The 23761-nt window shown below is 59.3% G+C and carries 23 protein-coding genes; 13 read left to right on the forward strand and 10 right to left on the reverse strand.

The genetic code is table 11. The features are described 5' to 3' along the window. Nucleotides 1-49: 49 nt before the first annotated feature. Nucleotides 50-1324: a serine hydrolase domain-containing protein gene (locus ACQ4LH_RS03785; RefSeq protein WP_430695999.1), complete on the reverse strand. Its 1275-nt coding sequence runs from the start codon at nt 1322-1324 to the stop codon at nt 50-52. 149 nt (nt 1325-1473) lie between these two features. Here ACQ4LH_RS03785 and ACQ4LH_RS03790 point away from each other — a divergent pair, with 149 nt between their 5' ends. Further along, nucleotides 1474-2094 carry a TetR/AcrR family transcriptional regulator gene (locus ACQ4LH_RS03790; protein WP_430696000.1) on the forward strand — a complete coding sequence of 207 codons (621 nt, stop codon included), beginning with the start codon at nt 1474-1476 and terminating at the stop codon, nt 2092-2094. 367 nt (nt 2095-2461) lie between these two features. Further along, entirely contained in the window at nt 2462-4048 is a 1587-nt protein-coding gene (locus ACQ4LH_RS03795) for an ABC-F family ATPase (RefSeq protein ID WP_304869253.1), read from the forward strand. 69 nt (nt 4049-4117) lie between these two features. On the opposite strand, the gene ACQ4LH_RS03800 is transcribed toward ACQ4LH_RS03795, so the two are convergent. Beyond that, a complete protein-coding gene (locus ACQ4LH_RS03800) occupies nt 4118-4726 on the reverse strand; it encodes an FMN-dependent NADH-azoreductase (protein ID WP_430696001.1) in 609 nt (202 codons plus the stop codon). 123 nt (nt 4727-4849) lie between these two features. Between ACQ4LH_RS03800 and ACQ4LH_RS03805 the strand changes: the two genes are divergently transcribed. Next, complete coding sequence (locus tag ACQ4LH_RS03805) at nt 4850-5749, forward strand: LysR substrate-binding domain-containing protein (RefSeq protein ID WP_430696002.1); 900 nt, start codon at nt 4850-4852, stop codon at nt 5747-5749. Nucleotides 5750-5768: 19 nt separating this feature from the next. On the opposite strand, the gene ACQ4LH_RS03810 is transcribed toward ACQ4LH_RS03805, so the two are convergent. Then, nucleotides 5769-6737, reverse strand: a complete 969-nt coding sequence (locus tag ACQ4LH_RS03810; RefSeq protein WP_430696003.1) for an alpha/beta fold hydrolase — start codon at nt 6735-6737, stop codon at nt 5769-5771. Between the two features lie 87 nt (nt 6738-6824). Further along, entirely contained in the window at nt 6825-7655 is an 831-nt protein-coding gene (locus ACQ4LH_RS03815) for an undecaprenyl-diphosphate phosphatase (RefSeq protein WP_430696004.1), read from the reverse strand. A 330-nt stretch (nt 7656-7985) separates the two neighbouring features. On the opposite strand from ACQ4LH_RS03815, the gene ACQ4LH_RS03820 reads away from it, so the two are divergent. The 4 genes from ACQ4LH_RS03820 to ACQ4LH_RS03835 all read left to right on the forward strand — a co-directional run bounded on the left by ACQ4LH_RS03820 (nt 7986) and on the right by ACQ4LH_RS03835 (nt 12815). Continuing rightward, nucleotides 7986-9620 (forward strand): methyl-accepting chemotaxis protein, encoded by a 1635-nt coding sequence (locus tag ACQ4LH_RS03820; protein WP_430696005.1) that lies wholly within the window; start codon nt 7986-7988, stop codon nt 9618-9620. Nucleotides 9621-9627: 7 nt separating this feature from the next. Further along, nucleotides 9628-10245, forward strand: a complete 618-nt coding sequence (locus ACQ4LH_RS03825; RefSeq protein ID WP_304869264.1) for a hypothetical protein — start codon at nt 9628-9630, stop codon at nt 10243-10245. Between the two features lie 430 nt (nt 10246-10675). Then, nucleotides 10676-12334, forward strand: a complete 1659-nt coding sequence (locus ACQ4LH_RS03830; protein WP_430696006.1) for a nitrite/sulfite reductase — start codon at nt 10676-10678, stop codon at nt 12332-12334. Next, entirely contained in the window at nt 12318-12815 is a 498-nt protein-coding gene (locus tag ACQ4LH_RS03835) for a DUF934 domain-containing protein (RefSeq protein ID WP_397493264.1), read from the forward strand. Before ACQ4LH_RS03830 ends, ACQ4LH_RS03835 begins: the two co-directional genes overlap by 17 nt. 45 nt (nt 12816-12860) lie before the next feature. Here the strand turns inward: ACQ4LH_RS03835 and ACQ4LH_RS03840 are convergent, their stop codons facing one another. Next, nucleotides 12861-13439, reverse strand: a complete 579-nt coding sequence (locus ACQ4LH_RS03840) for a TetR/AcrR family transcriptional regulator (RefSeq protein WP_430696007.1) — start codon at nt 13437-13439, stop codon at nt 12861-12863. A gap of 113 nt (nt 13440-13552) precedes the next feature. Here ACQ4LH_RS03840 and ACQ4LH_RS03845 point away from each other — a divergent pair, with 113 nt between their 5' ends. Next, the gene (locus tag ACQ4LH_RS03845; protein WP_430696008.1) at nt 13553-13990 is read left to right on the forward strand and encodes a hotdog fold domain-containing protein; all 438 of its coding nucleotides are present in this window, start codon (nt 13553-13555) and stop codon (nt 13988-13990) included. 54 nt (nt 13991-14044) lie between these two features. On the opposite strand, the gene ACQ4LH_RS03850 is transcribed toward ACQ4LH_RS03845, so the two are convergent. Then, a complete protein-coding gene (locus ACQ4LH_RS03850; RefSeq protein WP_430696009.1) occupies nt 14045-15034 on the reverse strand; it encodes a YhdH/YhfP family quinone oxidoreductase in 990 nt (329 codons plus the stop codon). A gap of 25 nt (nt 15035-15059) precedes the next feature. Continuing rightward, nucleotides 15060-16079, reverse strand: a complete 1020-nt coding sequence (gene sohB, locus ACQ4LH_RS03855; RefSeq protein ID WP_430696010.1) for a protease SohB — start codon at nt 16077-16079, stop codon at nt 15060-15062. A gap of 210 nt (nt 16080-16289) precedes the next feature. Between sohB and ACQ4LH_RS03860 the strand changes: the two genes are divergently transcribed. From ACQ4LH_RS03860 to ACQ4LH_RS03875, 4 genes are all read left to right on the forward strand, one after another. Continuing rightward, nucleotides 16290-17000 carry a histidine phosphatase family protein gene (locus tag ACQ4LH_RS03860; RefSeq protein ID WP_430696141.1) on the forward strand — a complete coding sequence of 237 codons (711 nt, stop codon included), beginning with the start codon at nt 16290-16292 and terminating at the stop codon, nt 16998-17000. A gap of 60 nt (nt 17001-17060) precedes the next feature. Continuing rightward, on the forward strand, nt 17061-17372 hold the full coding sequence (locus tag ACQ4LH_RS03865) for an SCP2 sterol-binding domain-containing protein (protein WP_304869276.1): 312 nt from the start codon (nt 17061-17063) through the stop codon (nt 17370-17372). Nucleotides 17373-17656: 284 nt separating this feature from the next. Beyond that, nucleotides 17657-18724: a phosphotransferase family protein gene (locus ACQ4LH_RS03870; RefSeq protein WP_430696011.1), complete on the forward strand. Its 1068-nt coding sequence runs from the start codon at nt 17657-17659 to the stop codon at nt 18722-18724. Between the two features lie 180 nt (nt 18725-18904). Next, nucleotides 18905-19672 (forward strand): SDR family oxidoreductase, encoded by a 768-nt coding sequence (locus tag ACQ4LH_RS03875; RefSeq protein WP_430696012.1) that lies wholly within the window; start codon nt 18905-18907, stop codon nt 19670-19672. A 55-nt stretch (nt 19673-19727) separates the two neighbouring features. Here the strand turns inward: ACQ4LH_RS03875 and ACQ4LH_RS03880 are convergent, their stop codons facing one another. Beyond that, nucleotides 19728-20375 carry a hypothetical protein gene (locus ACQ4LH_RS03880; protein ID WP_430696013.1) on the reverse strand — a complete coding sequence of 216 codons (648 nt, stop codon included), beginning with the start codon at nt 20373-20375 and terminating at the stop codon, nt 19728-19730. A 101-nt stretch (nt 20376-20476) separates the two neighbouring features. On the opposite strand from ACQ4LH_RS03880, the gene ACQ4LH_RS03885 reads away from it, so the two are divergent. Further along, the gene (locus ACQ4LH_RS03885) at nt 20477-21262 is read left to right on the forward strand and encodes a TSUP family transporter (protein WP_430696014.1); all 786 of its coding nucleotides are present in this window, start codon (nt 20477-20479) and stop codon (nt 21260-21262) included. Here ACQ4LH_RS03885 and nudC read toward each other — a convergent pair. Together nudC and ACQ4LH_RS03895 are read right to left on the reverse strand one after the other, a co-directional pair. After that, nucleotides 21230-22057 (reverse strand): NAD(+) diphosphatase, encoded by an 828-nt coding sequence (gene nudC, locus ACQ4LH_RS03890; protein WP_430696015.1) that lies wholly within the window; start codon nt 22055-22057, stop codon nt 21230-21232. The genes ACQ4LH_RS03885 and nudC overlap by 33 nt on opposite strands. A 2-nt stretch (nt 22058-22059) precedes the next feature. After that, nucleotides 22060-23739, reverse strand: a complete 1680-nt coding sequence (locus tag ACQ4LH_RS03895; protein WP_430696016.1) for a ferrous iron transporter B — start codon at nt 23737-23739, stop codon at nt 22060-22062. Between the last annotated feature and the right edge of the window lie 22 nt (nt 23740-23761).

A 23761-nucleotide genomic window follows, 5' to 3' on the forward strand; every position in this document is an offset into this window, starting at 1 on the left:
TGGGGCCGACAGGTCAAAGCCCGCCGGCAGATCGTTTTTGTAATGTCTCTCAGCCTTTGAAATGGCGGGCCAACGCACGCAGGACGCGGACGTTATCGGGGTCAAAGATGCTGACTGCCTCAGGCAGTGATGACTGCTTGACGATCACCACATCGGCATCGCGATCAACGAACAGGTACTGCCCGCTGATGCCGCAGGCCATCAGGGCCTGGCTGTGATCGTTGAACACGTACCATTGGCTGCGGTATGAAGCTCCAGGCGTCCATGCGCTGAACTCCTCGTTGGCGGCATAGATCGCCGGATCGCTGCCCTGGGCGATGGATTCGATCGCTCGCGGATCAAGCAGCGCCCTGCCCTCATGCGTGCCACCATTGGCCAACAGCAGCCCGAAGCGCGCGAGATCCCGTGCGGTTGCGCTGAAGCCTGCGCCAGCGACACCGCGGCCCCAGGGGTCGGCCATAAAGTAACCGTCACGCTGACAGCCGATTTGTCCCCAGATGCGTGACAGCAGTTCGGGACAAGAAACGCCCCCGGCACGTTCCATCACCCACGCAAGGGCTTCGGTGGTTGCAGTGACGTAGTGGAAAAAACCACCGTGCTCGCCGCGTTTACGCAACGACGGTAGGTACTGATAGAGCGAGGCAAACTGGGCGTATGCAGCAGGTGCCGGCTGGAAGCCGCAGGCGTAACCAAACTGTGAGCTTTCCGACGCTGGATCGTCGTAGCGCTCGCTGTAGTCGATGCCCACTGCCATATCCAAAAGCTGGCGAACGCTGGCGTCGGCGAAAGCACTGCCGGCGAATTCGGGGACGTAGTGATCGGCTCTCAACTCTGGATTCAACACGCCGTCACAGATCAGTTGTTCAGCCAACACACCAATCAGCGATTTGGTAACCGAAAACATGATGTGTCGGTCGTTCGCACTCTGCCCATTGAAGTAACGCTCGTATTTCACCTTGCCACGGTGCAGCACGATAAAGGCGTCGCAGTGACTGGCCACCAGCTGTTCATCGAGACGTACGGTCAGCCCACACAGGCTCTCGAAGCCGAATCCATCGAGATCCTCGGCAGCCTCGGGCAAGTCGCTCGCCGCAGCGTTGCCGGCAGCGACAGAAATACTCGGACGTAGCCGAGCAAGGTGGCGAAAGCCCCATTTGTTGAACGGTGGGCTCATCCAGTTATGCCAGCTAACACGCTGCGTCTCAGAAGGCGGGAAGCCCTTCATGAAGGTGTCGTGAGCGGGGCCGGCAAACAACGCTTCGTGGGCATCGGCATAGTGACGGGCCAGTTGGCGAGCAATCAGCGAATCGGTGTGGAGTGTCATGAAGCATGCGTCCTGACAAGTGCTCTGCACACGGCAGATGTGACTAAATAATTATCTAGATTAATTTCTTTAGTCAATAAATTGTTTTTACGAAGAAACAATAGCCGCTATGCTCTTGCCTCCAAGGCAGGAAAACCCAGGGGGAACAATTGAGCGGCTTGCGAGAACGACAGAAAGAGATGCGCCGGCAAGCGATCAGCCAGGCAGGTGTAAAGCTGTTCGAGCGGCAGGGTTTCCAGAGCACCACAATCGAGCAGATCGCCCAGGAGGCAGGGGTTTCGGCCCCTACCGTGTTCAAGTACTTTGGCTCCAAGCACGAGATCCTGGTCGAGATGCTGCAGGAAGGCGACGCACGCGCCATCAGCGATGCACGCGCACATATTGCCGAGATGGATGACCCGCTGGATGCCCTGTGCTACCTAGAAAAGGTGCTGGTGGACCAAGCCCTGGCGATGATGCCCCCGGCTATCTGGCGTGAGCTGCTGCTGCATGTACTCAGCGGCGGACAAAGCGGCCTGCCGGATAGCTACAAGCGCATGAATGACATCCTGCGCGGCGAAATTGCCGCATTGCTGCGCGATCTGAAAAACGCCGGAAAGTTGCGCGCCGACCTGGATGTGGACCTGGCAGCATTTCTGCTCAACGACTATTCGCACCTGCAGTTGCTACGCCTGACCAGTAGTGAGCCGCTTGATCTTGAAACTCATCGCCAGCAGGTACGCCAGACTTCCGGCCTAATCCTCCACGGAATGGTGCCCCCCAAGATCTGACGGACAGCCTCGGCTGGCTGGAGATGTCTTGGTCTTCGACCTTCGCCAGCCGGGTTTCACCTATCGCCTGCTTAGCTTTGCCAAGCGAAATGAAGCGTTTTTCCAGGCAGAGCTTCGAGGCCAAAACGCGATGTACAGCATACCGGCATCGCGAAACTCTCGATAAAACACGTTATCAGTTGCCGGTAAACCAACGGTTCAAGTGCCATAGCTGGTTTGGCTGTTCCAACTAGCACGCAAGCACTGCACACATGTAAACGCATCGAATAGCCACTCCGCCTGTCCCATCTGCTGCCTTTTGTGGCCGTAAACCGCTACAATCGCGCCCCTTTCGCGCCCGTGCGCCCGTTTATCTGGACCAAGATTCGTGATCTCCACCGCCAATATCACCATGCAATTCGGGGCCAAGCCCCTGTTCGAGAACGTTTCCGTCAAGTTTGGCGGCGGCAACCGCTACGGCCTGATCGGGGCCAACGGCTGCGGCAAGTCGACCTTTATGAAGATTCTCGGCGGCGACCTGGAATCGAGTGGTGGCCAGGTGATGCTGGAGCCGAACGTGCGCCTGGGTAAGCTGCGCCAGGATCAGTTCGCCTACGAAGAATTCAGCGTGATCGACACCGTGATCATGGGTCACGAAGAGCTGTGGAAGGTCAAAGCCGAGCGCGACCGCATCTACTCGCTGGCGGAAATGAGCGAAGAAGACGGCATGAAGGTCGGCGAGCTCGAAGGTGAGTTTGCTGAAATGGACGGCTACACCGCCGAGTCCCGTGCCGGTGAGTTGCTGCTTGGCCTGGGTATTCCGTTGGAGCAGCATTTCGGCCCGATGAGCGAAGTCGCGCCGGGCTGGAAACTGCGCGTATTGCTAGCGCAGGCTCTGTTCTCCGACCCGGAAGTGTTGCTGCTGGACGAACCAACCAACCACCTGGACATCAACACCATTCGCTGGCTGGAAAACATCCTCACCCAGCGCAACAGCACCATGATCATCATTTCTCACGACCGTCACTTCCTGAACAGCGTGTGCACCCACATGGCTGACCTGGATTACGGCGAGCTGCGTCTGTTCCCAGGCAACTACGACGAGTACATGACCGCCGCGACCCAGTCGCGCGAGCAACTGCTGTCGGATAACGCCAAGAAAAAAGCGCAAATCAATGAGCTGCAAAGCTTTGTTAGCCGCTTCTCGGCCAACGCCTCGAAATCCAAGCAGGCATCGTCGCGCGCCAAGCAGATCGACAAAATCCAGCTGGCCGAGGTCAAGCCATCCAGCCGCGTCAGCCCGTTCATACGCTTCGAACAGAACAAAAAGCTGCACCGCCAAGCCGTGATGATCGACAAAATGGCCAAGGGTTTCGACGGCAAGACGCTGTTCAAGAACTTCAGCTTCCAGGTTGAAGCCGGCGAACGCGTTGCGATTATCGGCCCGAACGGGATCGGTAAAACCACCCTGCTGCGCACCCTGGTCGGCGAACTGACCCCGGATGCCGGCCATGTCAAATGGACCGACAGCGCGGAGCTGGGTTACTACGCCCAGGACCACGCCCACGACTTCGAAGACGACGTCAGCCTGTTCGACTGGATGGGCCAGTGGACCACCGGCGAGCAAATGATCCGCGGCACCCTGGGGCGCATGCTGTTCAGCAACGACGAGATCCTCAAGTCGGTCAAGGTCATCTCCGGTGGAGAACAAGGCCGTATGCTGTTCGGCAAGCTGATTTTGCAAAAGCCGAACGTGCTGATCATGGACGAACCGACCAACCACTTGGACATGGAATCCATCGAAGCGCTGAACCTGGCGCTGGAAAACTACCCGGGCACGCTGATCTTCGTCAGCCATGACCGTGAGTTCGTTGGCTCCCTGGCCACCCGCATCATCGAGCTGTCGGCCAACGGCATCACCGACTTCAGCGGTACCTACGATGACTACCTGCGCAGCCAGGGCGTGATCGTCTAAACCGGCAGTAACCTGCGACCAATAAAAAGCCCGCTCAATTGAGCGGGCTTTTTGCTTTATGCCGGACAATCAGGCAGTGGCGAACAGCTCCGCGACTTTCGCCTGCGCCGACGCGAACGCATTGGCGCGCGGCTCTTCACCGTAGGCCAGGCCTTCAGCGCGGACGATCTCAATGTCGGTGATGCCGAGGAAACGCAGCACCAGCTGCAGATACTCTTCATGAGCCTGGCCGCTTGGCTGGCCGGCGTGAATACCGCCAGCGGTGGAGACGATCACCACCTTCTTGCCGCCTGCCAGCCCCTTGGGGCCGTTCTCGTCGTAGGCAAAGGTCTTGCCGGCGACGGCCACACGGTCGATCCAGGCCTTGAGCTGGGTCGGCACGGTGAAGTTGTACATCGGCGCGCCAATCACGATGGCATCGGCCGCGAGAAACTCATTGAGGGTGCTTTCAGCCAGTTCGACTTCATGCTTCTGCGCAGCATCGCGCAGTTCGGCTGGGGTACCGCCGGCCACCAGGCTGGCGGCGGACAGATGGCTCAGCACATCGCTGGCCAGGTCGCGATAGCTCACGTGCGCTTCAGGCTCGGCGGCCAACCAGGCGTCGACCACGGCGCGGCTGAGTTGGCGGGAAGCGGACGAGTCGCCGAGAATGCTGGAATCGAGGTGCAGTAGTTTCATGACAATCTCCAAATTGAGATCGCCCCACGGCGATCAAGATGCTGGAGATACTATCGATGAAAGCAATAGCCGATTAGTCAGCGTAAATGCGATAGTTCGTCCCACTGATAGGACGATAAAATCATGCATGACCTCAACGACTTGTTCTATTTCGCCAAAGTGGTGGAAGCCGGCGGCTTTGCTGCAGCCGGGCGCACCCTCGGCATCCCCAAATCACGCCTGTCGCGACGGATTGCCGAGCTGGAAAACCGCCTCGGCGCGCGCCTGCTGCAACGCACCACGCGCAAACTGGCGCTGACCGATATCGGCGAGCGTTATCTGCGCCATTGTCAGGCCATGCTGCAGGAAGCCGAACAGGCCGAGGAAACCGTGGCCAGCCTGACCAGCGAGCCGCGCGGTCGTCTGCGGGTCAGCGCACCAGGCGGCATCGCCCTGCTCTCGGAGCTGGTAGTGAGTTTTCTCGCGGCCTACCCCAAGGTGCAACTGGAGCTGATTCAGACCAACCGGCGCATCGACCTGCTTAACGAGGGCGTGGACGTCGCCTTGCGCGTGCGCAGCGCCGAGGATGAAGACCCTACGTTGATCACCCGGCGCTTGCGTCCGGCTCAAGCCTTTATGGTGGCCGCGCCATCCTTGTTGCAGCACGCCAGGATCAGCACGCCCGACGATCTTGCTGCACTGCCTGCGCTAGGGGCCCTGGAGGCGGACCGCAGGATTCACCTGCGCCTGCAACACGACAGCGGGCGCGTGCAGGAGGCTGTGCTGGAAGCGCGCCTGGCCATCGAAGATTTCAACGTCCGCAAACACGCGGCCATGGCCGGCCTGGGCTTTACCATGCTGCCCGCGCCCCTGTGCCTAGATGAACTGGCCGATGGCCGACTGATTCGCCTGCTACCTGACTGGGCGCTGCCCGCCGCTAATCTACAAGCGGTGTACACCCACAGACGCGGCATGCTGCCGGCCGTGCGGGCGTGGATCGAACACCTGAGTGATGCCTTTAGCCGTTGGGATCAGCCGATTTAGTCGCAATGAAGGTCTTGGTTTATTCAGGAAAATGCCGAGCGAGGAAGGCCAGCAGTAGCTGATTGACCTGCTCGGCCTGCTCGTTCTGAATCCAATGCCCGCACTCTTTCAGCACATGCTGTTCCAATTGGGTCACGCGCTTGGGCATCTGCTTGAGGGTGTAGGCCTCGAGGGTGCCGACTGGGTCCTTATCACCGAGCAGAAACAGCGCCGGCTGTTCGATCTGCCGATCAGCCAAGGCCTCGGTGCGCTGCCAGTTGCGCTCAAAGTTGCGATACCAGTTCAGCGCACCATAGAAGCCGCGGCCCTCGAAGGTTTTCAGGTAATGCTCGAATGCTGCGCTGTCGCACCAAGCCGGCAGCGTGCCGGGATCCTGCACGCCATCGAACAACCCAGCACCGGCAGGTTTTTCCTGCAGAAAGTGATCCTTGGGCACGGCCGCCGAGGTGTTGTGCATCATCATGCGCAGGGTGCGTGGGATATCAGCATCCATCTCCGCCTCGGCTACGCCGGGCTGCTGAAAATGCAGGATGTAATGGAAACGCCCGGCATAAAGCTGGCGCATGATCTCGATAGCCGGCTGCCTGGGTCGCCCACCAAACGGCACTGCCATGCCGACCACCGCCTGCACCCGTTCAGGCTCAAGCAAGGCCAGGTGCCAGGCAATCGGTGCGCCCCAGTCGTGGCCAACCACACACACCTGCTGCTGACCGAGCTGATCCATGGCCGCCTGGATATCGGCACAGATGGTCAGCACGTCATAGGCCGCAGGATCACGCGGCGCACTGCTCTGGCCATAGCCGCGCATTTCCGGGATCAGTACGCGGTAACCGGCAGCCGCCAGCGGCTCAATCTGCTGGCGCCAGGAATGCCAGCATTCGGGAAAGCCGTGCAGCAACCAGACCGGCCGCCCTGTCGCGGGGCCGGCGCTGTAAAGGCTCAGATCAATGCCGTTGACTTGAAGAATTTGCTGCTCAATCTGATGCATATGCGCCTCCATTTAACCGAGGCCACTATGACAAAGGCGCACCCAGGGGTGCGCCTTTAATCCATCTGCCGAATACAGTCTAAGCAATCACGGCTGCGCCGTGCTCCAGTCAATCCACTGCAGCTGCCAGGTCGCCAGAATCAGCAAGCCGAAACCAATGCGGTACCAGGCAAAGGCGGCATAGCTGTGCTTGCCGATAAAGCTGAGCAGCGCCCGCACCGCGATCATCGCGAAGATAAACGAGGTGATAAAGCCAATGGCAAATACCGGAAGGTCACTGGCCTGGAACAGATCGCGGTACTTGTAGCCGGAGTACACCGCAGCACCAACCATGGTCGGCATTGCGAGAAAGAAGGAAAACTCGGTCGCAGCCTTGCGCGACAAACCGAACAGCAGGCCGCCGATAATCGTCGCGCCGGAGCGTGAAGTACCTGGAATCATCGCCAAGCACTGGGCGAAACCGATCTTCAGCGCGTCCTTCCATGTCATGTCATCCACGCTCTCGGCGTGCACCAGGTGCGTGCGCCGCTCGGCCCAGAGCATAATCACCCCGCCCACCACCAGCGCCAGGGCCACGGTGATCGGGTTGAACAGATAATGATGAATCAGGTCGGCAAACAATACGCCCAGCGCCACAGCCGGCAGAAAGGCAATCAGCAGATTGGCCGTGAAGCGCTGCGCCTGCGGCTCTTTAGGTAGGCCCACAACGATGTCGAGAATCTTGCGCCGGTACTCCCACACCACCGCGAGAATCGCCCCCAGCTGGATGATGATATTGAAAGCCATCGCCCGCTCGCCGCTAAAATCAATCAGGTCGGCAACAATGATCTGGTGACCGGTGCTGGATATCGGCAGAAACTCGGTTACGCCTTCCACAATGCCCAGAATCAGTGCCTGCACGGCAACCCAAAGATCCATCCCCGCTCCTAAATACATGCGTTATCCAGCACGAACAACAAATATGATGATGAACTTGTGAGGGCGTCCGACCGAACCCTTCGCAAAAGGTTCCTGCGGACAGAAAAAATAAGCAAATCACGCACTTAACTCGTTACGGCGCAAATCCTAGCAGAGAACCTGCGCATTTAGCGCATGCCGCGCCGCGCCGCTCCTCTATTCACAGCACAGAGAGCCCCACGAGGTAGCTCACCTACACTTTGCATATCTGCCAATTAGCCTAAGGTCTAACGTAGCCAATAAACGCTCTTGACCTATAAGAGGCGTAAAACAACAAGGGAGAACAACTCCATGAATAGCCTGCGCAGCCTACCCATTAACCGTCGCCTATGGCTGATCCTGGTGGTCGCCATCGTCATGCTGATTATTCAGGGCGCATTGTTGCTCAAACAGATCCACACCGATCTGTACGCCGCCAAAGCCGAGAAAACCCAGCACGTGGTACAGAGCGCAGCCGGTATTCTGCAGCACTATCACGCCTTGGAAGCCGCAGGCAGCCTGCCTCGCGAAGATGCCCAAAAGCAGGCCATGGAAACCATTCGCGGCTTGCGCTACGACGGCCAGGAATACTTCTGGATCAATGACCAGACCCCGATGATGGTCATGCACCCGACTAATCCCAAACTGGAAGGTCAAAACCTCTCGGGCTTCAAGGACCCCGACGGCAAAGCGCTGTTCAATGAAATGGTCGCCATCAGCAAAAGCCAGGGCGCTGGCCAGGTCGATTACCGCTGGCCCAAACCGGGCGCCAGCGACGCCGTGCCCAAGGTTTCCTATGTGCAACTGTTCCAACCCTGGGGCTGGATAATCGGCTCTGGCGTTTATGTGGATGATGTTCAGGCCGAGTTCCAGGCCCAGGCGCTAAAAACCATAGTGATTGGCCTGGTGATTGCGGCGTTAGTGGCCCTGCTGATTGTGCTGATCGTACGCAGCATCACTCAACCCCTGCAGCACGCCGTCAGCGCCATGGCCAATATCGCCAGCGGCGATGGTGACCTGACGCGCAACCTCGACACCCACGGCAATGATGAACTGTCCGCCCTGTCCCGCCACTTCAATGCCTTTACCGACAAGCTGCGCCTGGTGATCAAGCAGTCCCTCGATTCTGCCGTTCAGCTCGATGCTGCCGCGCGCAACCTCGGCCAGGTTTCCGGCCAGGCGCAGCAACACAGCGAACAGCAATCGCAGCAAATGGAGTTGGTCGCCACCGCGATCAATGAAGTGACGTACGGCGTGCAGGATGTGGCGAAAAACGCCGAGCATGCCTCAACCGAAGTGCACGCGGCCGAAGAGCAAGCCCTGCAAGGCCAGCAGAGCATTGAAGCGAGCCTGCGGCAGATCAACGAGCTGTCCGGCACCATCGACCAGGCCGTAACGGTGATTCAAGCCCTGGCTCAGGAAAGCACGCAAATCGGCAGCGTACTGGAGGTAATCCGCTCGATTGCCGAACAGACCAACCTGCTCGCACTCAATGCTGCCATCGAAGCTGCGCGTGCCGGCGAGCAAGGGCGCGGCTTTGCCGTGGTTGCCGATGAGGTGCGTCTGCTGGCGCAGCGTACGCAAAAATCCACGGCGGAAATCCAGGTGATGATCGAACGCCTGCAGGGCAACTCGGAGGCAGCGGTCAAGGTTATCAACGACAGCAGCAAAGCCTCGCAGCTGACCATCGAGCAGGCCAGTCAAGCCGGTGCCAGCCTTACCCTGATCGCCAGCGGCCTGCGCAATCTCACCGGCCTGAACGCTTCCATCGCCAGCGCGACACTGCAACAATCGCACGTGGTCGAAGACATCAACCAGAATGTCACCCAGGCAGCCAGCCTGGCCCATAACAATGCCCTGGCGGCGCAACAATCCAGTGATGCCGGGCAACACCTAGGTCAGTTGGCCGAGCAGCTTAACCGGCTGCTTGGACAGTTCAGGGTATGAGAACGCAATGAGCGATATGGAACACCAGGAAGTCGACCTGAGCAAACCGCAGAACCAGGACCTGATCTGGGACTTGGACAGCATCGCCCGGCGCGAGCTGGCGGAACGCTTTATCAAGCTGTTCGAGAACCGCCTGTGCGTGTACTCGGAGTCGACGCGCCAGCTGTACACCAACTACGACTTGCACTTCCCCAGCGATATGGGCCGCAAGATGGTGGTGCTGCCCAATCCCTATGCGTTCCACGACACCCTGCACGGCATCGAGTCGCATGCCGTACGTAAAACCGGGCTATGCGTGCTACCCGGTGTGGTCCTGCGCAAGCCAGGCTTGCTGCTGACCACGATGATCAAGGAAGGCGGCCCGGCGCCGAAAACCATGCCGTTCAAACCGGCGTTGGCGCAAATCATCAGCAACCAGAAGAAGGCCGGCGATATCTTCCTGCCAATCATGATGAAGGGAGACCTGCGCGAGTTCGATCAGCAGATGCCCTATATCCACCTGCATCGCCTGCAGGTCAGTCGCCTGACCAGACTATCGACCTTCGAGCGTGACGATATTCAGCAGTCCATTACACGCAAGTTGCTTATGCTCTATCGCCAGGCCGACAGCCTCAGCTGTCACTGAATACCACTCAAGCCTGCGGCCAATAAAAAAGCGGCATCAGTTGACTGATGCCGCTTTGCGCTTTAGCCGCTGCTAGGTCTTATTGCTGGCTGACCCAAAACACTGCAGTGACGACGAAAATCACAATCAAGGCGAAAATGGCCTTGGCATCTACCACGCTGTCAGCATTATCCGGTTCACTGTGTTCACTCATGGACTACCCCTCTTGTTGTGTTTATGGGTGAATCGTCTTATGCAGTTAAGACCAGCATGCCCGCTTACTCAAGCCGTAGGGCTATGTTCAACGGCCGCCTTATCCCTTTAAGTTCTTTCCATATACTCAAACATCACTTTTGCGCATAACCCTGAGCTGGTATCTTCCTCCGGCTCCGCAGGGAGTGCGCGGCCGTGCGCGCTGATAGCTGTAAAAAGCCTGATAACAGGACACTCCATGTACGTATACGACCAGTACGACCAAAAAATCGTCGAAGACCGCGTCAAGCAGTATCGCGATCAAACCCGCCGTTACCTCGCTGGTGAACTGAGCGGTGAAGAATTCCGCCCGCTGCGCCTGCAGAATGGCCTGTACATCCAGCGCTTTGCGCCGATGCTGCGCGTTGCCGTGCCGTACGGCCTGATGTCGTCCGCCCAAGTACGCATGATGGCCAAGATTGCCCGTGACTACGACAAGGGCTACGCGCACATCAGCACCCGTCAGAACGTCCAGTTCAACTGGCCGGACCTGGAAGATGTGCCTGACATTCTCGCCGAGCTGGCCACCGTGCAGATGCACACGATCCAGACCAGCGGCAACTGCATCCGTAACACCACCACCGACCAGTTCGCTGGTGTGGCCAAGGATGAAATCATCGACCCACGTCCGTGGTGCGAGATCATTCGTCAGTGGTCGACTTTCCACCCCGAGTTCACCCACCTGCCGCGCAAGTTCAAGATTGCCGTCAACGGCGCAGTCAGCGACCGTGCCGCGATTGAAGTGCACGACATCGGCCTGGAAGCGGTCCAGAACGACGCCGGTGAGCTGGGCTTCCGTGTTTCCGTCGGTGGCGGCCTGGGCCGTACCCCGATCGTCGGCAGCTTTATCAACGAGTTCCTGCCGTGGCAGCACCTGATCAGTTACCTCGACGCCATCCTGCGTGTGTACAACCGCTATGGCCGTCGCGATAACAAGTACAAGGCGCGCATCAAGATTCTGGTCAAGGCGTTGACCCCTGAAGTCTTCGCCGAGCGAGTCAATGCGGAATGGGTCCATCTGAAAGACGGCCCGACCACCCTGACCGAAGCTGAAGTGGCCCGCGTTGCCGCGCACTTTATCGACCCAACTTACAAAGCCCTCGACGATCAGGATGCTGCATTGGCGGCCCTGGATGCCGAACACCCAGGCTTTGCCCGCTGGCGTCAGCGCAACACCTTCGCCCACAAGAAGCCGGGCTATGTCGCCGTTACTCTGTCACTGAAGCCAACCGGCGTGGCCCCAGGCGATGTCACCGACAAGCAGTTTGATGCGATTGCCGACCTGGCCGACCGCTACAGCTTTGGCGAAGTGCGCAACAGCCACAACCAGAACATCATCCTCGCGGATGTCGAGCAGGCGCAGCTGTTCACCCTGTGGGGCGAGCTGCGTGAAAACGGTTTCGCCACGCCGAACGTCGGCCTGCTGACTGACATCATCTGCTGCCCGGGCGGCGACTTCTGCTCCCTGGCCAACGCCAAGTCGATCCCGATTGCCGAAGCCATTCAGCGCCGTTTCGACGACCTGGATTACCTGTTCGATATCGGCAATATCGACCTGAATATCTCCGGTTGCATGAACGCCTGCGGTCACCACCACGTTGGCCATATCGGCATCCTCGGGGTGGACAAGAAAGGTCAAGAGTTCTATCAGGTGTCCCTCGGCGGCAGCGCTGGCCGTGACGCCAGCCTGGCGCAGATCCTCGGCCCATCCTTCGCCGAAGCCGACATGGCCGATGTGATCGACAAGATCGTCAAGGTCTATGTCGAGCGCCGCACCGAAGAAGAGAGTTTCCTCGACACCTTCCGCCGTATTGGCGTAGACCCGTTCAAGGAGCGAGTATATGCAGCGAATCATTAAGAACGGTCAGCTGATCGATGAAAGCTGGCACCTGCTGCCCAAGGACGCCACGCTGGACGGCATTCCCAACTGCGACGACCTGATCGTACCGTTGGGCCTGTGGGTCGAGCACAGCACCGCACTCAAGGCCCGCGATGGCGGCCTGGGTGTATGGCTGGACGCGGGTGAGGAAATCGAGGAAATCGCCGATCAGCTGGATAACTTCCAGGTAATCGCGTTGAACTTCCCGGCCTTCACCGATGGCCGTCACTGCTCCACCGCTTACCTGCTGCGCAACCGTTACGGCTACAAGGGCGAAGTGCGCGCCATCGGCGATGTGCTGCGCGATCAGCTGTTCTCCTACCTGCGCGTGGGCTTCGATGCCTTCGCCCTGCGTGAGGACAAAGACCCACTGGATGCCTTGAAAGCCTTCGAGGAGTTCAGTGAGGTCTATCAGGCCTCCACGGATCAGCCGCTACCGCTGTTCCGTCGCCGCGCCTGATTGGCTCAGCACTGAAAAGCCCCGCTCTGCGGGGCTTTTTTTATTTCAGGCTTTCACGCTCTCCCAGGCCACCTGAGCCAGCAGATCGCGGCAACCCGCCAGTTGCGTCTGTGTGCGCCCCGCCAGCCAGTTGCGCGAGAAGTCGTGGGTTGGTCCGATGATCACCGAAGCAAAGCAGTCCACCGGCATGGCCTTGAACAGCCCCTCTTCACGGTAGCGCGAGAGCGCGGCAAATATGCGCTGAAAGTGCTCGCGGTTGGCTTCACGCAACTGCTCACCCATTTCCCCCGCTTCCACCCGGCTGCGGCTGTGCAGGACAAAACGTGCCCAGTCAGGATTGGCCGTCACCCAGTCGATATAGCTGGTGACCAGCAACTTGACGCAGGCCTCGGCGCTGTCAGCCGTGGCAAAGCCCTCTTCCAGCATCGCCGCGTACTCAGCCGTACCCGCCAGATAGAGCGCGGCGATGATTCGCTCCTTGTTGCCGAAGTGGTGATACAGGCTGCCGATGCTGGCCTCGGAACGATCACGGATCATCTCGATGGTGGTGCCATCGACTCCAACCTCGGTGAAGCAGGCCAGCGCAGCCTGGAGGATTTCATCTTTGCGGGAACGACGGGCCATGCTTTCCTCGGCGACAACTTAACTAGAATATATTTCTAGAATTAAATTCCAATATTCGTATACTGCCCTGGCGCGCACATCTCTTCAATCAGTAAACAGGCCAGGAGAATCCCATGAGCCAGATGTTACAGATGTTCCAGCAGACAGGCCCGGTGCAGTTCAGCGCCATGATCGGCCAGGTCGCGCCCTACTTCGCCAGCATCGCCCCGCAATTCGTAGAGCTGCGTCCAGGCTACGCCGAAGTCACCTTCCCCAAGCGCCGCGAGGTACTCAACCATATCGGCACCGTGCACGCGATTGCCCTGTGCAACGCGGCCGAGCTGGCCGCAGGGACCATGACCGACGCATCTATCCCCAAGGGCTGCCGCTGGATTCCACGCGGTATGACCGTGGAATACCTAGCCAAGGCCGATGGCGATATTCGCGCCGTGGCCGATGGCAGCGCCATCGACTGGAGCCAGCTGGGTGACGTGACTGTACCTGTACAGGCCTTTGTCGGCGACAAAGCGGTGTTTCGCGCAGATATCACCATGTACGTCAGTCAGGCCTGAGCTCCAGAAACACAAAGGCCCGGTAAGACCGGGCCTTTTTAGTCGCGCAACCACTCAAGCCAGGTTAACCAGCACCCGACCGACCTGCTTGCCAGCGAGGATCTGCGCAATCGCATCGGGCAACTGCTCAAGCGTCACCTCGGTGACCAGTGCATCGAGCTTGACCTTCCACTGCAGCGACAGCTTGTCCCACATCGACGCTTTGACCACCAACGGCAGCTCGACCGAGTCGACCCCGAGCAGATTTACTCCACGCAGGATAAACGGCAGCACGCTGCCCTTAAAACCGACACCAGCCGTCAGGCCGCAGCAGGCAACACTGGCGCCGTAGCGCAGCGACTTGACCACGTTGAACAGGATATCCCCGCCCACACAATCCACCGCGCCAGCCCACTGCTCTTTGAGCATCGGCTTATCGGTACCGTCCTGCAGTTCGGTACGCAGCACAATCTGCTGCGCCCCCAGCGCCTTGAGGTAATCCGCCTGCTCGGCCTTGCCGGTCGACGCCGCAACGCGGTAACCCAGAGAAGTGAGCAAGGCCAGCGCGACACTGCCGACGCCACCGGTGGCCCCGGTTACCAATACGGGGCCGGCATCCGACGTGAGCCCAGCCTGCTCAAGTTTGTCGACACACAACGCTGCCGTCAGCCCAGCAGTGCCGAGCACCATAGCCTCGCGCAGCGACAAGCCCTGGGGGCGTTTCAGCGCCCAGCTGGCGGGAATACGAATGTATTGGGCAAAACCGCCTGAGGTGTTCATGCCCAGGTCGTAGCCGGTGACGATCACCTCATCGCCGGCGCTGAACTCGGCCACACTGGAAGCTTCCACCACACCGGCGGCATCGATGCCAGGGGTGTGCGGAAAGCTTCTGGTCACGCCGCGGTTGCCACTGGCCGACAGCGCATCCTTGTAGTTGAGCGAGGAGTACTTGACCCGAATCAGCAGCTCGCCGGCCGGCAAGTCGTCGATCTCACGCTGCACAATCACCTGTTCGAAACCGCCCGCTGCGCTTTCACGGGCCTGTAATGCGCTGAACTTGCTCATGTTCTTCCTCTATACGGCGGACCGATTACCAGAAGCGTTGCTGATTCAAACGACTCAGCCAGTTCAGAACGAAACGATCCAGCGCCACGCTGCCCGCCAGTCCAACTCGCTCCTGCAGGGTTTTCTTCTCGGCATAGTGCAAATGAAACAGCTCGGCGCTCTTGGCGCGTTCTGCCAGGTATTCGTCGCTGGTCTTCAGCTCATCAACCAGTTGCTTCTCCAGCGCCGCCAGACCCAGCCAGACTTCGCCGGTAGCAATCTGATCGATATCCAACTGCGGCCGGTAGCGTGCAACAAAGCCTTTGAACAACTCATGGGTAGTTTCCAGGTCTTCCTGAAACTTCTCCCGGCCCTTTTCGGTGTTCTCGCCGAACACCGTCAGGGTGCGCTTGTACTCGCCTGCGGTAAGTACTTCAAAATCGATATCATGCTTCTTCAGCAGGCGGTGCACATTAGGCAGCTGAGCCACCACGCCAATCGAGCCAAGAATGGCGAACGGCGCGGAAATGATCTTCTCGCCAATGCAGGCCATCATATAGCCGCCGCTGGCAGCGACCTTGTCGATACAAACGGTCAACGGCACACCCGCCTGACGAATCCGCGCCAGCTGCGAAGAGGCCAAACCATAGCTGTGCACCATGCCGCCGCCACTTTCCAAACGCAGCACCACTTCATCCTGCGGCGTCGCCATAGTCAGTAAAGCAGTGATTTCGTGACGCAGGCTGTCGGTGGCCGAGGCTTTGATATCGCCGTCGAAGTCCAACACGTAGACGCGCGGTTTGTGGATACCAGCTTTTTTTTCCTGCTTGGCGGCCTTGGCTTCGGCTTTGCTCGCCGCTTTCAGCTGCTCCTTATCGAGCACCGCGTGCTCCATGCGCTGATGCAGCTGCTTGAAGAAGTCATTGAGCTTGTTCACCTGCAGCTGGCCAGTGCTCTGCCGGCCCTTGCTGCGCAGCGCGGCAATCGATACCAGCACCACCAGAATGGCCACAACCAGGGTCACTGTCTTGGCCAGAAAGCCGATGTACTCTGCAAAAAACTCCACGAATTCCCCCTTGTACCAATGGCAGCGCGCGCTCATCGGCCGCGCTGAATAGTGCCCAAGCATACCGAGGCCATGGGTTGGCGGCCAGCAAACAGACCACAGCTATTCAGCGCACTCATGCAATTCAAACAAGCGTATGTTTTTACGTTGACAGCTCCTGAGCTTCCTCATACCCTCGCGAAACTTTCAACGTACCGGAATCGAGCGGACGTGGGCAGCATCTACCTGATTCGACATGGCCAAGCCTCCTTCGGTGCAGACGATTACGATGTGCTATCGCCCATCGGAATTCGCCAGGCCGAAGTGTTGGGCGCGCACCTCGCACAACTCGGCACGCGTATTGATCGCAGCGTCAGTGGTGATCTGCGCCGCCAGCAGCACACCGCTAACAGCGCCTTACAGCAATTGCACGATGCAGGCATAGCCATACCACCACTGGACATTGACTCTGCCTTCAATGAGTTCGATGCCGACGCGGTAATCCGCAGCCTGCTGCCGGGCATGCTTGGCGAAGAACCTGAAGCCCTGCATATCCTGCGTAATGGCGCGAGCAATCGTGCTGAATTTCAGCGCCTGTTCGCCAAGCTGATTGGCCGCTGGATTGCCGGCGAACACGACACGCCGGACCTGCAAAGCTGGCAAGGCTTCGTCGAGCAGGTCCAGGGCGGCCTCAACCGCCTTTTGCAACAGGCCGAGAGCAAACAGAACATTGCCGTATTCACCTCGGGCGGCACTATTACTGCCCTGTTGCATCTGATTACCGGTATCGCGCCCGCGCAGGCTTTCGAGCTGAACTGGCAAATTGTTAACACCTCACTAAGCTGCCTGAAGTTTCGCGGCAGCCAAGTGAGCCTGGCTTCCTTCAACAGCCATGTGCATTTGCAGCTGTTGAAGGCGCCGGAGCTCATCACTTATCGCTGAGTTTCGGCCCACTGCACCCATCACGGGCGCTAGAAAAAACCTGAGAAAAAGGAAGAAACCATGAGCGTTGCAGACATCGTCAATACCATGCAGTCCAAATTCAACGCCGGTGCCGCTGCAGGCCTGGACCTGGTGTTCCAATTCAACATCGAAGACGGCGAGAACTACGCCCTGATCGTCAAGGACGGCACCTGCGCCGTTGAGAAAGGCGACAATGCCAACGCCAACGTGACCCTGATCATGGACACCGACACCCTGAAAGGCATCACCAGCGGCGAAACCGACGGTATGCAAGCGTTCATGTCCGGCAAACTGCGCGCCGAAGGCGACATGATGCTGGCCATGAAACTGGGCGAGCTGTTCCCGGTTTAAGCGGCAAGGCTACTACGCTACAAAACAAACCGGAGTCCTCGACTCCGGTTTTTTTATGGCCGCCATCCAGGGCGGCCACCCTGCGGGCCGTCGCTACGCGACGTGCACACTGGCTCCCGGCCATTTTTTTATGTCTTGCAACACGCACCAGAACAGCCAATCAGGTAGCTTGATTGGGTAGCAACACGCCCGCCTATAACGGCGTGTAATCCTTGTGAGGCGACCCTAGCAGCATTAGATTAGCTAATTATCTTAGGCACCCATCATAAGCAGAAGGGATAAACATGGCGCTTACTGACCAGTCCACCCGTATCCGCGAAGGCGAAGAACTCGACGCCGCGGTCATCGACCAGTACCTCAAGGCGCATATCCCCGGTCTGACGGGCGAGCCACGCATCAGCCAGTTTCCGGGCGGCGCCTCGAACCTGACCTACCTGCTGGAATACCTGGACAAAGAATTCGTCCTGCGCCGCCCGCCCTTTGGCCACAAGGCCAAATCCGCCCACGACATGGGCCGCGAGTACCGCATCCTCAATCAGCTCAACGCCGGCTTCCCCTACTGCCCGAAAGCCTATGTGCACTGCATCGACGAGTCGGTGATCGGTGCCGAGTTCTATGTCATGGAACGGGTCAACGGCATCATCCTGCGCTCGGAAATGCCGGCCGAGCTGAACTTCAGCGCCGAGCAGACCCGCGAGCTGTGCAAGAGCTTTATCGACAAGATGGTCGAGCTGCACAACGTCGACTATCAGGCCTGCGGCCTGGGCGACCTAGGCAAGCCCGAAGGTTATGTGCAGCGACAGATCGGTGGCTGGAGTGATCGCTACGACAAAGCCCTGACGCCCGACGCGCCGCTGTGGGAGCCGGTCAAGGCCTGGCTCAAGGACAAGATGCCTGCCGACCACCACAAGCCCGGTATTGTGCACAACGATTACCGCTTCGATAACGTCATCCTCAATCCACAGAATCCAAGCCAGATCATCGGCGTGCTGGACTGGGAACTGACCACCATCGGCGACCCGCTGATGGACCTGGGCAACACCCTCGCCTACTGGATCGAAGCCGGTGACTCGGCACCGATCCAGCTGATGCGCCGCCAGCCAAGCAATGCGCCGGGCATGCTGACTCGCCAGCAGTTCGCCGATTACTACGCCGAGCGCTCGGGCATCGAAATCAAGAGCATCGACTTCTATTACACCTACGGCCTGTTCCGCCTGGCCGGCATCGTGCAGCAGATCTACTACCGCTACTTCCATGGCCAGACCCAGGACAAACGCTTCGCGCAGTTCATTCAGATGAACAAGCTGCTGGAGCAGATGAGCCTGCAGGTCATCAACAAATCGCAGCTGTAAACGGCCGAACAGGCCTCATAGAACCCATTCAAAGGCTTGCGAGCTAGAGCCATGCAAGGCAAAAACAGGCGAGGAAGCGGAGTTTACTTTTGTAAATGAGCATTCCGAGCCTGTTTTTAACGCAGCAGGGCCGACGCGCAGCAGACTTTGGATACGTTCTCAATAAGAAAGGAAAATCCTATGTCCAAGACCCAACTGTTCGACCTCGACGGCAAGATCGCTTTCGTTTCCGGCGCCAGCCGTGGCATCGGTGAAGCCATCGCCAAACTGCTGGCCCAGCAAGGCGCTCACGTGATCGTCTCGAGCCGCAAGATCGACGATTGCCAGAAAGTTGCCGATGCGATCATCGCCGATGGCGGTAAAGCCACCGCCGTGGCCTGCCATATTGGCGAGATGGAGCAGATCAGCAACGTCTTCGCGCAGATCAAAGAGCAGTTCGGCCGCCTCGACATCCTGGTCAACAACGCCGCCACCAACCCGCAGTTCTGCAACGTACTGGACACCGACCTGTCGGCGTTCCAGAAGACCGTCGATGTGAACATCCGCGGTTACTACTTTATGTCCATCGAAGGCGGCAAGCTGATGAAGGCCAACGGTGGTGGCAGCATCATCAACGTTGCCTCGATCAACGGCGTCTCGCCAGGCGAGTTCCAGGGCATCTACTCGGTAACCAAGGCCGCGGTGATCAGCATGACCAAGGTCTTCGCCAAGGAGTGCGCGCAGTTCGGCATTCGCTGCAACGCTCTGCTGCCGGGCCTGACCGATACCAAGTTTGCCTCGGCGCTGGTAAAGAACGACGCCATCCTCAACCTCGCCCTGCAGCGCATCCCGCTCAAGCGTGTTGCGGCACCAAGCGAAATGGCCGGCACCGTGCTGTACCTGGCCAGCGATGCCTCCAGCTACACCACCGGTGTGGCGCTGAACGTGGACGGCGGCTTCCTCTCCTGAGATAGCCCATCCAATAAAAAAGGGACCCTCGGGTCCCTTTTTTACTACCTGAAATTTACTGCCAGTCTTTCAGCGCCTGCTTGGCCGCCGGATTCATCGGCTCGGCGAGCAATCCAGCCGGCGTCAGGTTGATGCTGTACACCGCCTCATCGGCCAGCGGCAGGTAGGTCACCCGACGCGCCTGTGGGTCGAAGATAAACAGGTCATGCTGACCCAACCGCAGCCAGCGCCACAGATCGATACCATATGGACTGCGCGCCAGTTCGACCCGGGTGTGCTGCGCCAGGCTTTGCTGTTCGATCGATAGGAAACGCCCCGACAGTTTCTCCAGACGATAACCCGGCTCCAGGCCAATCAACGCGGCCAGCCCTTTCCATTGCAGGAAACGCGCATCCAGCTGCCAGAGATCGCCCTCCATGGTCAGCGTACGCTCACGACCGCCCTCCAGCACACTGACCCGATACAGTGGCCCGTCAGCCTTGAAGCTCAGTGTGGCCAGCGGCTTACCTTCAGGAATTGCTGCATAGCTGCGCAAATCGTTGGCCAGCAGACCAATCAGCGCCGCCAGGGCGAGAAATGCTAGGCCGCAGGTGCCGCGCAACCAACCGAGAAACCACTGCCGATTGAACAGGATGCGCGCCGCCACAAACGCCGCCAGTAATGCCAACAATGCTGTTGCCCATGCCAGTCCGCCGTATTGCATTGCCGTGCATTCCTTATGCTTGAAATTGCCGGCATTATGCGCAGCTACCTGGCTGGCGAACAGCAAGAGAACACCACAATTAGACACAGGACGTGTTTTTCATGGCTTTCCCGTTTGAACTCAGCGTTGACCTGTCGACCCTGGCGATTCTCGCCTTGGTCGCGTTTATTGCCGGCTTTATCGATGCAATTGCCGGCGGTGGCGGCTTGCTGACCATCCCCGCACTGCTGACTGCCGGCCTGCCGCCGCACCTGGCCCTGGGCACCAATAAACTCAGCTCAACCTTTGGCTCAGCCGCCGCCAGTTACACCTTCTACCGGCGCAAGCTATTTGACCCCAGCAAGTGGCGCAATGCCCTGATCGGCACGGCGGTCGGCGCACTGCTGGGCGCCGCATTGGCGCAATGGCTGCCGTCGGAATGGTTGAACCAGCTGTTACCTGCGGTGGTATTTGGCTGCGGCCTGTACCTGCTGTTTGGCAAAACTCCGGATGCGCCGCTGCTCGCCGAGGCGCCTATCGCCAAAGGCCGGCAGTGGCCACAAAGCATCAGCCTGGGTTTCTATGATGGAGTGGCGGGCCCAGGCACCGGCGCCTTCTGGACGGTCAGCAGCCTGCTGCTCTACCCGCTCGATCTGGTCAAGGCCAGCGGCGTGGCCCGCAGCATGAACTTCGTCAGTAATATCTGCGCCCTGACCGTGTTTATCATCAGCGGGCAAGTGGCCTGGCTGCTGGGCATCTGCATGGGGCTTGCACTGATGGTCGGAGCGTTTCTCGGGGCACGCACGGCGATCAAGGGCGGTTCGAAGTTTATCCGCCCAGTATTTATCCTAGTGGTACTGGCATTAACCGTGCGCCTAGCCTGGCAGCACTGGTTCGGGCTGGCCTAGACGGCGCGCCACATAGACGTCAATCAGATAGCGAGCAATCGAGCGTGCCGCCGGCAATAGCGGCAGGTCATGCACGCTGAACCACTGAGCATCCTCGATTTCATCGGCCTGCATAACGATATCGCCCGAGGCGTATTCGGCATGAAAACCCAGCATCAGCGAATGCGGGAATGGCCAGCCCTGGCTGCCGAGGTACTGCAAGCAGCTGATCTCGACCCCGACTTCTTCGCGCACTTCACGGGCCACGCAGTGCTCGACCGACTCCCCCGCTTCCACGAAGCCGGCCAGGGTGCTGTAGACCCCGGAAACAAAGCGCGGCGAGCGCGCCAGAAGAATCTCATCACCGCGGGTTACCAGTACGATCATGCTCGGTGAAAGCCGCGGGTAATGCTGCAGCTCGCAGCGTACGCAGTGCATCGCGCGTTCGCCCAGCACATGCTGCATCGCTCCACCACAGCTGCCACAGAACCGATGCTGGCTGGCCCAGGTGCCAATTTGCGTGGCGTAGCTGAGCAACTTGAAGGTATCGGCATCGCCCTGCAGCATAAACTGGCGCAGGCTTTGCCAGGCGCAGCCCGGCATGTCGAAGGGCTGGCTCAGCTCCAGCAGGTAGACTGCATCACCATCAAAATGGCCGAGGCCGTGCTCGGCGATAATCGGCAAATCCTGCTTCTTCAACCATTCACGAGGGAACAACACCCCGTTGCTGTCCGCCAGAAAGTGCTGCTTGCAGTGCGCGACCACCCAACCACCGGGTTGCTGACTGTCGAGCAGAGTGGCTTGCCAGCGCTGCATGCTCAAGCCTCCAGCGGCATGCCCAGGGCCCGCACGCTTTCTGCGGCGAGGTCAAGCACGCTTGGCTGGGTTTCCGGACGCATCACCGCGCCGGCTTCGAGGTAATACTCAAGGCTGCTCAAGGCATCGGCGAGGGTTTCCAGCATCTGCTCGGACGGCATCTGCGGCGCATCGAACATATGCTGCTGGATGTAATCGGCGCAGGCGCCGACCAACAACGCGGCACGCTCCTGACCGAGGAACCACAACCCGCCGCGCACGGCTTGCAGGCTGAACGGCACGTTGGACAGGTGCATGCGCTCGCCACTTGACTCCAGATACGCAGTAATCGCTCGCTTGGCCAAGGCCAGACCAGCCTGGGCCTCATCGACCACCACAATGCGTGCTTCATTAAGTTGATGCAGAGCGAAGGAGTCAGCCTCTTCACCAGGCTGCGCCTGAGTAGGCCGCGTTTCACGACGCTCGCCACGTTCCAGGCTGGCGACCATACCTTCGACGTACAACACGGCATCGGCCAGCTTGTGCAGCTCCTGAGGCGCGGGGGCGCTCTCCTCGCTCCAGCTCGCGACAACTGGCAATTGAGCATTCAGCGAGTTGCCGGCCGAGCTCAGGCCGACCATGCCGAGGGTCTTGCTCAGTTTGCCGAGCAAGGCGTGCAGGCTGTTGAGGCTGTCACTTTGCAAGGTGCCGCGCTCAATCAGGTCGAGCATGTCCTTGACGCTGTTGAGCTCTTCACGGATCGCCGAGCTCAGCGAACGCATGACCGCCTGCCCAGGGCCTGCCAGGCGCTGGTATTCCTCTTCCAGCAGGTGATCGGTAAAGGGCAACGGCGTCAGGCCGAAGACTTCGCTCAGGGCTGCCGCTTGCGGCCCGCGGCTGTCCGCCAGGGCTACCAGATAAAGTAATTCCTTGAGCAGGCCACGCGGCGCTTCGTACTGCCCGTTGGCGAGCATCTGCTTGAGCTCGCGATCAATCCGCGAAAACAGCTGTTTACGCGATTTGCGCGCCAGCAGCTGGCCATCAACTTGCGCCTCAACGGCAGCCGAGCCAACCCAGCACAGGCGACCGCGTGGTTCGTTGGCAAACAGACTGTCGAGACGCATCAGTGCGCGGCCCATCAGCTTGAGGCTGGCCTGCGGGTTCTGCTCACGGATAAAGCCCAGCAGGCCCACCTGATACATATGGCGCAGACGGCGCCCTTCACTTTCACGCGCCGCACCATCAACCGATGGCGGCGAGGTACGCGGACGAGCATGATCGAGGCGCACGCTGAAAAAGAAGCTTTCCGGCAAGGCGGGTTGGCCGCCGGCCTGACGCAGGTCGTTGATCGCCGGCAACAGCAGTTCCGGCATTTCCTGGCGATGCGCTTCAACGTTTTCCAGATAGCGGCGCAGTACGTGCAGCGCGTTGCTCAGGGCGGAAAGCTGCACATCGCGTTCTTCACCGGCGCCTGCGGGAATATCGGTGGCCTGATCCAGCACTTCCTGAGCCAGCAGCTCGGCACCGGCCAGTTCGATCAGATTCAGTGTGCCGCGTACCTGATGCAGGTTTTCCACAGCCTGTTGCAGCAGGCTGCCGTTGTGGCGGTCGGCGATAAAGTGTTCGAGGCTCGACTCTGCCTCTTCCATAGTGGTGAACAGTTCATCGCGCACCAGATTAAGCGACGTGGCTCCAGAAACCATGAGCTATTGCGCCTCCCGCGTC

The organism is Pseudomonas peli, from assembly GCF_050563605.1.
GTDB lineage: Bacteria > Pseudomonadota > Gammaproteobacteria > Pseudomonadales > Pseudomonadaceae > Aquipseudomonas > Aquipseudomonas peli_A.

Bases quoted from the DNA above. Each gene is read 5' to 3' on its own strand.
- ACQ4LH_RS03880 (WP_430696013.1), bottom strand. From the start codon at position 20,375: ATGCAATACGGCGGACTGGCATGGGCAACAGCATTGTTGGCATTACTG.
- ACQ4LH_RS03805 (WP_430696002.1), top strand. From the start codon at position 4,850: ATGCATGACCTCAACGACTTGTTCTATTTCGCCAAAGTGGTGGAAGCC.
- ACQ4LH_RS03815 (WP_430696004.1), bottom strand. From the start codon at position 7,655: ATGGATCTTTGGGTTGCCGTGCAGGCACTGATTCTGGGCATTGTGGAA.
- ACQ4LH_RS03820 (WP_430696005.1), top strand. From the start codon at position 7,986: ATGAATAGCCTGCGCAGCCTACCCATTAACCGTCGCCTATGGCTGATC.
- ACQ4LH_RS03800 (WP_430696001.1), bottom strand. From the start codon at position 4,726: ATGAAACTACTGCACCTCGATTCCAGCATTCTCGGCGACTCGTCCGCT.
- ACQ4LH_RS03870 (WP_430696011.1), top strand. From the start codon at position 17,657: ATGGCGCTTACTGACCAGTCCACCCGTATCCGCGAAGGCGAAGAACTC.
- ACQ4LH_RS03850 (WP_430696009.1), bottom strand. From the start codon at position 15,034: ATGAGCAAGTTCAGCGCATTACAGGCCCGTGAAAGCGCAGCGGGCGGT.
- ACQ4LH_RS03840 (WP_430696007.1), bottom strand. From the start codon at position 13,439: ATGGCCCGTCGTTCCCGCAAAGATGAAATCCTCCAGGCTGCGCTGGCC.
- ACQ4LH_RS03810 (WP_430696003.1), bottom strand. From the start codon at position 6,737: ATGCATCAGATTGAGCAGCAAATTCTTCAAGTCAACGGCATTGATCTG.
- ACQ4LH_RS03835 (WP_397493264.1), top strand. From the start codon at position 12,318: ATGCAGCGAATCATTAAGAACGGTCAGCTGATCGATGAAAGCTGGCAC.
- ACQ4LH_RS03885 (WP_430696014.1), top strand. From the start codon at position 20,477: ATGGCTTTCCCGTTTGAACTCAGCGTTGACCTGTCGACCCTGGCGATT.
- ACQ4LH_RS03895 (WP_430696016.1), bottom strand. From the start codon at position 23,739: ATGGTTTCTGGAGCCACGTCGCTTAATCTGGTGCGCGATGAACTGTTC.
- ACQ4LH_RS03830 (WP_430696006.1), top strand. From the start codon at position 10,676: ATGTACGTATACGACCAGTACGACCAAAAAATCGTCGAAGACCGCGTC.
- ACQ4LH_RS03865 (WP_304869276.1), top strand. From the start codon at position 17,061: ATGAGCGTTGCAGACATCGTCAATACCATGCAGTCCAAATTCAACGCC.
- nudC (WP_430696015.1), bottom strand. From the start codon at position 22,057: ATGCAGCGCTGGCAAGCCACTCTGCTCGACAGTCAGCAACCCGGTGGT.
- ACQ4LH_RS03785 (WP_430695999.1), bottom strand. From the start codon at position 1,324: ATGACACTCCACACCGATTCGCTGATTGCTCGCCAACTGGCCCGTCAC.
- ACQ4LH_RS03825 (WP_304869264.1), top strand. From the start codon at position 9,628: ATGAGCGATATGGAACACCAGGAAGTCGACCTGAGCAAACCGCAGAAC.
- ACQ4LH_RS03845 (WP_430696008.1), top strand. From the start codon at position 13,553: ATGAGCCAGATGTTACAGATGTTCCAGCAGACAGGCCCGGTGCAGTTC.
- ACQ4LH_RS03875 (WP_430696012.1), top strand. From the start codon at position 18,905: ATGTCCAAGACCCAACTGTTCGACCTCGACGGCAAGATCGCTTTCGTT.